Origin of the sequence: Neobacillus drentensis, from assembly GCF_036966985.1 — a bacterium.
Taxonomy (GTDB): domain Bacteria; phylum Bacillota; class Bacilli; order Bacillales; family Cytobacillaceae; genus Neobacillus; species Neobacillus drentensis_E.
The window spans coordinates 1-9790 of sequence record NZ_JBALSN010000031.1 but is presented as its reverse complement, the minus strand read 5'-3'; the positions used below and the strand labels follow the sequence as shown (position 1 = coordinate 9790).

Genomic DNA, 9790 nt, shown 5'->3' with positions numbered 1-9790 from the left:
GGGGCAGGGGAGACCCCGCAGGAGTGCAGCGACGAAGAGGCTCCCCGGACCGCCCGCGAACCGCACGTGCCTGGAGCGGAAATCAACAGGCAACTTTAACAGAGGCTATATTTTAAGCGAAAATGTTGTACAATAAGACTAAAGACAATTGGGGAGGAAAAGTATGGCTATGTTAGGAAACTTATTTGTTCGATTTAAGCAGCAAATTGAGACTTCAGACCGAATTGCGGATGATTCTTTAAAAACGCATTATTATAAGGCGAAATTTAATCAAGTTTTCGATTCAGTTGAAAAGTTATTTCATGATGATGCTGATTGCCAAGTAACAACCGTTTCTAAAGATCATGGAGAAATTGCTGTTGAAATCAGTAGACCAATTAAATGCTTTCTGATTGTTACCATTGTGTCTGTAAAACCAATGGAAACAGCTGTAGACTTTAATATATCATCTGAAAAATTTTCGATACTCGGTTCCTATCCTGCTTTAAAAAAGCGAATTAATTCTTATTACGAGCGAATTAATCAATTACATACCTTTGTTGGAATAAAAAACTCCTAATACTTACTTGTATAAAGATATTGTTTTTTATAAGATGAAAGTAAGCGTTTAGTTCGGGTTATACAGTGTAGATTTGGAGTTGATTACAATGAAATGCCCTTCTTGTCAAAATTATGGTACACGTGTCCTTGATTCCAGGCCTGTTGATGAAGGCCGGGCCACACGGAGGAGACGCGAATGTGAAGAATGTGGGTATCGTTTTACTACGTTTGAGAAGATTGAAGAGATCCCGCTAATTGTAGTCAAAAAAGAAGGTACCAGAGAAGAGTTCAGTCGTGATAAAATCTTACGAGGCTTGATAAAAGCTTGTGAAAAGCGGCCTGTGGCCTTAAAGGAACTAGAAGAAATAACCCACGGTGTTGAAAAGGACCTGCGCAGTCAGGGGATTTCTGAAATAAAGAGTGAAGCCGTTGGTGAAATGGTAATGGACAGGCTAGCACACGTGGACGAAGTTGCTTATGTCAGATTCGCATCTGTCTATCGACAATTTAAAGATATTAATGTATTCATTGATGAATTAAAAGAATTAATAAAAAAAGAAAAATCTTAAGAGCTAAAGAGGTTTTTGGCTCTTTTTGACTTTATAACAGGGGAAGGTTGTAGTAATATGGCGCAGCATTGGCAGGAAATTCTTCCTATTGACCGTTATATCGTAACTGCTGATGGGCTACTGCATGATTATGACCGTAAAGTGCTGACGTTTTTATATCAGCCCTTGATTGGTTCAACTTGCTTTAGTTTATATATGACTCTCTGGGCAGAGGTAGAGGAAAACCGGCTTTGGTCTGAGTCCTCCACACATCATCTGTTGATGAATCTCTTAGAGATGAACTTAAAGGACATTTTCGAAGCAAGGTTAAAGTTAGAAGGCATAGGTTTGTTAAAGACCCGTGTTAAAACAGATGAAGGAGGACGGTCTTTTTTATATGAGCTTCGTCCTCCACTAAGTCCCGAACAATTCTTTTTAGATGGGATGCTAAATATCTATCTGTACCGTAAAATTGGAAAAAATCACTTTTCTCGGTTAAAACGCTTTTTTAGTGACCAACAAAAGCCGACCGATGATGAGTATGTCGATGTTACTAAAGCCTTTCAGGATGTCTTTGCTTCAGCTGCCCCAGGCAGTATGCAATATATACAAGGGATTTCTGAAGAATTACATGAGGAAGAAAATCAGCAGTTTATCGGACGAGCGGAATCAAATCCGATTCAAATTGGTGTAGACACGTTTGATTTTGATACGTTAACTGCTGGACTGAATGAATCACTCGTTCCGAAAAAAGCGTTAACACCAAAAGTGAAAACTGTGATTAGTAATCTTGCATTTCTGTATCAAATCGCCCCATTAGAAATGAAAAATTTCATTTTAGGTGCTATTAACGAACATGATGAAATTGATATTGAAGACTTAAGAAAAGGTGCTCGTGATTGGTATCAGTTTGTTAATTATGACCAGTTGCCCAGCCTTATTAACCGAACCCAGCCTATTGTTCACCAAACGCAAATAACTGAACCGAAAACCCCGGAGGAAAAATTAATCCGCTCTTACGAAACGACCCCGCCGCTTATCGTTTTTAAAGAATTCTCAGGCGGAGTAGAGCCTTCGAATGCCAATTTGAAAACATTAGAAGAAATTATGATTAAATATAAACTGCCACCGGGTGTTGTCAATGTTTTAATTGAAGTGGCAATGAGAAAAACGGACATGAAATTTACCAAGGGCTTCGTGGAGTCCATTGCTAGTCATTGGGCAAGGAAGCAGGTTAAAACGGTGAAGGAAGCAATGGAACTCGCGAAAAATGAAGAACACAAGGCAGCTGAAAGTAAAAAAACGGGGAAATCAGTTAGTAAAAAGCCGATTCGGACAGAGTTAATTCCTGATTGGTTTGATGAGGGCGCACAGGAGGCAAAGAAAGAGCCTTCGCAGGGCACTAACAATGAGGTCGAAGCAAAAAAACGGGCTATTGAAGAAAAATTAAAAGCGTTCCGCAAATAGGGGGTGCCGTAGTTGGAGAAAATCAATAAAACTTTAAATAGATTGGCTTCAAATGAAAGTTTTCAAAAACGCTATGAACAACAGCGAATGCAAGTCCTGCAAAATCCAGATGTTAAAGCATTTCTATCACAGAATCAAGAAGCTATTGATTCTGTAATGATTGATAAAAGTATGAGTAAACTGTATGAATACATCAATCAGAGCAAGGATTGCAATAAGTGTGAGTCCCTTGATGGCTGTATCAATTTTATGAAGGGGTATCACCCTGATTTGGTTCTAGCTCGAAATTCTATCGATGTTGTTTATAAACAATGTCCTAGGAAAATTATGGCTGATGAAAAGAAGAAAAATGAGAAGTTGATCAAGAGTTTATATGTCCCTAGAGATATCTTGGAAGCCTCCTTTGAGGAATTTGAAGCGGACACAGGGCGACTCGATGCCGGAGATCAGGCGGCAACGTTCTTAATGAATTATGAGGCAGGAAAAAAACCAAAAGGTCTTTATCTTTATGGAAAATTCGGAGTGGGAAAATCTTATTTATTAGGCGCAATTGCCAATGAATTGGCGAAGAAACAAATTTCTTCTATGATTGTCTATGTGCCTGAATTGTTGCGAGAGATGAAAGGGTCGATCGCGGATTCCACATTGAATGAAAAAATTGAGGCATTAAAAAAAGAACCAATCCTCATGCTTGATGATATTGGTGCTGAAGCTGTATCAAGTTGGACAAGGGACGAGGTGCTTGGCCCCATTTTACAATTTAGAATGCTTGAGAGTCTTCCTACATTTTTCACATCAAATTTTGACTTTAAAGGCCTGGAGCATCATTTAACCTACAGCCAGAGGGGCGAAGAAGAGAAAATGAAAGCAAGACGAATCATGGAGCGAATTCGTTCCTTGAGTGTGCCTGTGATGGTCGAGGGTCCAAACAGAAGGTAATTTAAATCAAAGAAAGTAGTTTTAGGATTGTCGTAAACAAGTCGGCAGTCCTTTTTTTATACTTTTTTTCTGTAAATAACAAAAGCATGTACCAGCTAACTTCTATTTTAGCCAAGTCCCCCATATATATTAATACAAAGATTGGCTTAAAGGGGGGATTTGGTTGGCGGAAATCATCTTCCAAAGCAAGTTGGATGCAGAAAAATTTTATAACCACTTGCTGAAGTACTTACCAAATAATCATGACAAAGAAACTATTCTTCTAATTGAAGATCGACATATAGTTAAATTTTTAGGCAATATGATATCGGTAGAAATTTCTAGAATTGTTAAACATGCTTTTTACGAATTCATTACCAATATTAAGCGGGATGATTGGTTTAGAGAAATATTAAAAAGCCATTATTTTTACGATGAATTTGAAGAACAGCAACAAATTATCGAAATTATTGATTCTATTCTCGAGGGTCAAAGAGAAGACTTGTCTATTTTCTTGAATGATGCAAATGAAGAGACACAGATTAAATCTGCCATTGAGCATATTTTTTTGGATAATATCTCTTTTTCGTTTGACTCGTTTCTCAAATTTAGATTGCGTCCGTACTTTCAGTCGTTGCAAGGGTATGTTGAGATTGCTATTGATGAATATAAGATGGAGCAAGAATATCAAATATTTGTGCAAATGCTTCGGGAGTTCCTAGTGAATCGTGAGCCGAAAATGGAAGTACTCCATTTATTGTTCGACGAGGAAATCACTTTTTATAATGATCAGTTTGTAGAAATGAAACGTGCTGAATTAACAAGATTGATTGACCGCAAATTACTGGTTAATCATCCTGTCTATGTCGACTCTGCATCGATTGCCCCATTATTATCACTTGCACCGACAACTATTTTTTTGTATACAAAGGACCCAGATGAGCCCTTAGTAAGGACCATCAAAAATATTTTTGAAGAAAGAGTAACCATTAAATCATTTGCTGCACTAAGAGATGTGAATAGATGGGCAGAGGATCATCAATCTTCTGAGAATCAGGCTTGAGAAAAGGAATTGTGTGAAAATTTGTCTTATTAGGTTGATGTCCCTTGATTTTTCAAAAATTAATCATTATAATTGCATACATAGTATTAGTCATAGCAAAAGTAATGATAAGGACAACAGTATTTTTTACGGTTTCTAGAGAGGGAGATCATGGCTGAAAGTCTCCTAACACGAAAATAATACTTACCACCTTTAAACTTCAGCAGTGAACGCTTCATGCATTATGAGGTTAGTAATTGTCTGACGGCTCTCGACCGTTAACAGACCAAAGTCATTTTCAAGTTGTTATTATTTGAAATTGAAAAATTGGGTGGAACCACGTGTTTATTAAAACTCGTCCCTTTTCCAGGGACGGGTTTTTTTTATTTTTCAAAAAGCGAATTTTTGGGCAAAAATGACCCGAAACGCTTAATTCAAAGGAGGAATTACCATGTCAGACGTTGTTAAGATTTCGTTTCCAGATGGGGCAGTAAAGGAGTTCCCACAAGGAACAACAACGGAAGATATTGCCGCATCCATTAGCCCAGGCCTAAAGAAAAAAGCGATTGCCGGCAAATGGAACGGTCAGTTGTTTGATCTTCGCCGTCCAATTAATGAAGACGGTTCAATAGAAATCGTCGTCCCAGATTCCAATGATGCGTTAGAAATTTTACGCCACAGTACTGCGCATTTGATGGCACAGGCGGTAAAAAGGCTCTATCCTGGTGTGAATTTAGGTGTAGGACCTGTAATCGAGGGTGGATTTTATTATGATATGGACCTTGAAGAATCATTAACTCCAGAAGATCTGCCAAAGATTGAGAAGGAAATGGCCAGAATCGTCAATGAAAATATTGAAATTGTTCGGAAGGAAGTAAGCCGTGCAGAGGCGGTACAGCTTTTTAAAGAAGCTGGTGACCCATATAAGCTAGAACTAATTGAAGCGATTCCTGATGAGGAAACAGTGACAATCTACGAACAAGGTGACTTTTTTGACCTATGCCGCGGAGTCCATGTCCCATCAACAGGAAAAATCAAAGAATTTAAGCTATTGAGTATTGCAGGTGCTTATTGGCGCGGGGACAGTAAAAATAAAATGCTGCAGCGCGTTTATGGAACAGCCTTCTTCAAGAAAGAAGACTTAGCTGAACACCTTCGCTTACTGGAAGAAGCAAAAGAGCGTGACCACCGCAAAATTGGTAAGGAATTGAACCTATTTACTAGCAATCAATTGGTAGGTCAAGGATTACCGTTATGGCTTCCAAAGGGTGCAACTATCCGTCGGGTGGTTGAACGTTACATTGTTGATAAAGAACAACGTCTGGGTTATGACCATGTATACACTCCAATTATGGGCAGTGTCGATTTATACAAAACTTCAGGACACTGGGATCATTACCAGGAAGATATGTTCCCAGTAATGGATATGGATAACGAGCAATTAGTTCTTCGTCCAATGAACTGTCCGCATCACATGATGGTGTACAAAAACAGCATCCACAGCTATCGTGAGCTTCCAATCAGGATTGCCGAACTTGGAACAATGCATCGTTATGAAATGTCTGGTGCGCTTTCAGGACTACAGCGTGTTCGTGGAATGACTTTAAATGATGCACACATCTTTGTTCGTCCTGACCAAATTAAAGATGAATTTAAACGGGTTGTGAACCTCGTTTTAGCAGTATACAAAGACTTTGATATTAATGATTATTCCTTCCGTCTTTCTTACCGTGACCCGCAAGATACTGAAAAGTATTTTGACGATGACGCGATGTGGGAAAAAGCACAAAGTATGCTGAAGGAAGCAATGGATGACCTTGGTCTTGATTACTATGAGGCAGAAGGAGAAGCAGCCTTCTACGGTCCTAAGCTTGACGTTCAAGTGAAGACAGCACTAGGAAAAGACGAAACACTATCAACAGTGCAATTAGACTTCTTATTACCAGAACGTTTTGATTTAACATATGTAGGTGAGGACGGCAAACCGCATCGTCCAGTCGTTATCCACCGTGGTGTGGTATCAACAATGGAACGATTTGTTGCCTTCTTAATTGAAGAATACAAAGGTGCTTTCCCTACTTGGCTTGCTCCGGTCCAGGTTCAGGTCATTCCAGTTTCTCCAGGTGTCCATTACGATTATGCGAAACAAGTTCAAGAACAGCTTCAAAATGAAGGTTTCCGTGTCGAATTGGATGGCCGTGATGAAAAAATCGGTTATAAAATCCGTGAAGCACAAATGCAAAAAATTCCATATATGCTGGTTGTTGGGGATAAAGAGGTCGAAAATCAGGCTGTTAATGTCCGCAAATATGGCGAGCAAAACTCAGAAACAAAGCCATTCTCAGAGTTTTTAACTTCATTAATTGCTGAAGTGAAAAGAGGATAAACAGTAGAAAGAGAGGTTCGCCTCTCTTTTTGTTTTGTCTAGCTCCAGTGCCCAGCGACTAGTGTACTTCGCTCTCCTCCTACGATAAGTCAACATCGAATCGCTAGCGCTCTTCGTGTTTCCTTTATCTTGTTCGGAGAGCTCCAGTCCATAGGTCGCTAAACGGGCACTTCCACTTTTCCAAAAAAAACTATTGAATAATTATTTATTTCTTGCTAAAATAAATTTCGTTGTCAAAGAAAATAGTTCGTTTGACATTGTATCTTTGCTTATGTTATATTTACTAAGGTGAAAAATTGAATACTTGTTTTTGGGAAAAGAAGAAGCACCCGCTTCTCACCTGATTGACGCAATAGGCAGTTGGCAGGTTTTACTTGAACTTTTTGGTTTTATTACTTTTGTTCTGTAAAGTGTGGGTGCATTCATCCGCACTTTTTTGTTTGTGCAATAATAGCACTGCTAAAAAGTTTTATACCTGTTGATTCTTGTGTAGCGTCCTACGTTTAGGTTTGAAAGGGCTTGTTATGATTTTCTTGACCAAGATGTTGTATTCGTGATAAAACCTTGGAGGTGGCTAATTATTAGCAAAGACATGTTGTTAAATGAGGGCATTCGCGCTCGCGAAATTCGCCTAATTGATCAAAATGGCGAGCAGTTGGGGATTAAAACCAAAACTGAGGCCTTAGAGATTGCCGGAAGAGTGAACCTTGATTTGGTACTTGTAGCACCAAATGCAAAGCCTCCAGTCGGCAGAATTATGGACTATGGCAAATTTAAATTCGAGCAGCAAAAGAAAGAAAAAGAAGCTCGTAAGAATCAAAAGATCATCACCACTAAAGAAGTTCGTCTCAGCCCGACAATTGATGAGCATGACTTTAATACAAAGTTACGCAATGCAGTTAAGTTCTTAGAAAAAGGCGACAAGGTAAAAGCTTCAATCCGTTTCAAGGGCCGGGCGATTACCCATAAAGAAATTGGTCAACGTGTGTTAGACCGTTTTTCAGAGGCGTGCAAGGAAGTTGCGACGATTGAATCACATCCAAAAATGGATGGTCGTAGCATGTTCCTAGTGTTAGCACCTAAAACCGAAAAGTAATAAGGAGGATATCCCAATGCCAAAAATGAAAACTCACCGTGGCGCTGCAAAGCGTTTTAAAAAGACTGGTTCAGGTAAATTAAAACGTGACCACGCTTATACAAGCCACTTATTTGCTAACAAATCTACTAAAGCAAAGCGTAAGCTTCGCAAAGCATCACTTGTTTCTAAAGGTGATTTCAAACGCATTCGTCAATTATTAACTTACATGAAGTAAAAATTAAGTGATCGATTTATATATTGGAGGGAAATTAAATGCCACGTGTAAAAGGCGGTACAGTTACGCGCAAACGTCGTAAAAAAGTTCTTAAATTAGCAAAAGGTTATTTCGGTTCAAAACATACATTATATAAAGTAGCTAACCAACAAGTTATGAAATCTTTAATGTATGCTTTCCGCGATCGTCGTCAGAAAAAACGCGACTTCCGCAAACTTTGGATTACTCGTATCAATGCAGCAGCTCGTATGAACGGTCTTTCTTACAGCCGTTTAATGCATGGCTTAAAGCTTGCTGGTATCGAAGTAAACCGCAAGATGCTTGCTGAATTAGCAGTAAGCGATGCAAACGCATTTGCTGAATTAGCAATCGTTGCAAAACAAAACATTAACAAGTAATTTGAATATCAAAAGCCATTCTCTTATGAGGATGGCTTTTTCTATAAGGGGGATACGGGGGATGGTTATATGGGTAGTGGCTTATTTGATCATGAATATAGCAGGACTTGTGATTATGTGGGAGGATAAGAGGCGGGCTAAAAAGCATGAATACAGAATCCGCGAGCGGACCTTATGGCTAGTGGCGTTATTTGGGGGTGCTATAGGTGCGACAGCAGGCATGCAACTTTATAGACATAAAACGAAGCATACTTCATTTAAGATTGGTTTTCCGGTCCTTGCAGTAATGGAATTAGTTCTGTTAATCAAGTTTTTACTATAAAAGGTGCGTCTTGGCGGCTAAGCAATGCATGAGTATTCAATTAAGATACATAAAAATTTCTTGAAACGAGGTTCGAAATGGAATATCAATTGAAAGTTAAATTAATAGACGATGAGGCTGTATTACCGCATCAAGCATATGAAGGTGATGCTGGATTAGATTTATTTTCTATTGAGGAAAAAATAATCAAAGCAGGGGAAGCTGGCATAATAAGAACGGGTATACAAATTGAATTACCTAAAGGAACGGAGGCACAGATTAGGCCAAGAAGTGGTCTAGCCTTAAAACACTCTATAACTGTGCTTAATAGTCCGGGGACTATTGATGAAGGGTACCGAGGGGAAATAAAAATTATCCTAATTAATCATGGGAAAGAAGATTTTACAATTGAAAAACAAATGAGAATTGCTCAAATGGTTATTGCCCCAGTCTTAAAAGTTAACCTGATTGAAACAGAAATATTATCGGATACGGGTAGATCAGAAGGTGGATTCGGTTCTTCCGGTAAATAAAAGTATGATTGGACATTCGTTCCTTCATTAGAATTTGGACTTTGCAGCTTCAGATTTCTTTAAAAAGGTGAGAATGTCCATTTCATATTTTTTTTGAGAATAAAAATTTGTATGGTTCCCCTTTTATACAAAATCATTAGATAAATGATCGAATAACTACCATAATACTCATTGCTAAGCCGATTAATGAAAGAATAGAAAAAACAACTAGTTCTTTTATTTCTTTTTTTCGTATTAACCGTAAAGCTTCCCAGGAAAAGAGTGTAACAAAGGTAAAAATTACTAAAAAAATCTTAAACATTTTCCATTCCTTTTTATGAAGTATTTCTTCACTTACTTAAGCC

General features: G+C 38.5%; 11 protein-coding genes and 1 other annotated feature. All 11 genes read left to right on the top strand.

All coding sequences use genetic code 11. The annotated features are described in order from the left end of the window. Nucleotides 1-163 precede the first annotated feature (163 nt). Nucleotides 164-559 carry a hypothetical protein gene (locus tag V7659_RS02035; RefSeq protein ID WP_335537788.1) on the top strand — a complete coding sequence of 132 codons (396 nt, stop codon included), beginning with the start codon at nucleotides 164-166 and terminating at the stop codon, nucleotides 557-559. An 88-nt stretch (nucleotides 560-647) separates the two neighbouring features. After that, complete coding sequence (nrdR, locus tag V7659_RS02030; protein WP_335537787.1) at nucleotides 648-1109, top strand: transcriptional regulator NrdR; 462 nt, start codon at nucleotides 648-650, stop codon at nucleotides 1107-1109. A 57-nt stretch (nucleotides 1110-1166) separates the two neighbouring features. Further along, entirely contained in the window at nucleotides 1167-2555 is a 1389-nt protein-coding gene (locus V7659_RS02025; RefSeq protein WP_335537785.1) for a replication initiation and membrane attachment family protein, read from the top strand. 12 nt (nucleotides 2556-2567) lie between these two features. Then, on the top strand, nucleotides 2568-3494 hold the full coding sequence (gene dnaI, locus V7659_RS02020) for a primosomal protein DnaI (RefSeq protein ID WP_335537784.1): 927 nt from the start codon (nucleotides 2568-2570) through the stop codon (nucleotides 3492-3494). A 163-nt stretch (nucleotides 3495-3657) separates the two neighbouring features. After that, nucleotides 3658-4536 (top strand): putative sporulation protein YtxC, encoded by an 879-nt coding sequence (ytxC, locus tag V7659_RS02015; protein ID WP_335537782.1) that lies wholly within the window; start codon nucleotides 3658-3660, stop codon nucleotides 4534-4536. Between the two features lie 430 nt (nucleotides 4537-4966). Continuing rightward, nucleotides 4967-6901: a threonine--tRNA ligase gene (gene thrS / locus V7659_RS02010; protein WP_335537780.1), complete on the top strand. Its 1935-nt coding sequence runs from the start codon at nucleotides 4967-4969 to the stop codon at nucleotides 6899-6901. Nucleotides 6902-7212: 311 nt separating this feature from the next. Further along, nucleotides 7213-7345, top strand: a sequence feature (ribosomal protein L20 leader region). A 148-nt stretch (nucleotides 7346-7493) separates the two neighbouring features. After that, on the top strand, nucleotides 7494-7997 hold the full coding sequence (gene infC, locus V7659_RS02005; protein ID WP_335537792.1) for a translation initiation factor IF-3: 504 nt from the start codon (nucleotides 7494-7496) through the stop codon (nucleotides 7995-7997). A 16-nt stretch (nucleotides 7998-8013) separates the two neighbouring features. Then, the gene (gene rpmI, locus V7659_RS02000; protein WP_026563362.1) at nucleotides 8014-8214 is read left to right on the top strand and encodes a 50S ribosomal protein L35; all 201 of its coding nucleotides are present in this window, start codon (nucleotides 8014-8016) and stop codon (nucleotides 8212-8214) included. A 38-nt stretch (nucleotides 8215-8252) separates the two neighbouring features. Further along, nucleotides 8253-8612 (top strand): 50S ribosomal protein L20, encoded by a 360-nt coding sequence (rplT, locus tag V7659_RS01995; RefSeq protein WP_335537778.1) that lies wholly within the window; start codon nucleotides 8253-8255, stop codon nucleotides 8610-8612. 61 nt (nucleotides 8613-8673) lie between these two features. Next, nucleotides 8674-8934, top strand: coding sequence for a DUF1294 domain-containing protein (locus V7659_RS01990; RefSeq protein WP_335537776.1), 261 nt, complete (start codon nucleotides 8674-8676; stop codon nucleotides 8932-8934). 77 nt (nucleotides 8935-9011) lie between these two features. Continuing rightward, the gene (gene dut, locus V7659_RS01985; protein ID WP_335537774.1) at nucleotides 9012-9446 is read left to right on the top strand and encodes a dUTP diphosphatase; all 435 of its coding nucleotides are present in this window, start codon (nucleotides 9012-9014) and stop codon (nucleotides 9444-9446) included. Nucleotides 9447-9790: the final 344 nt, after the last annotated feature.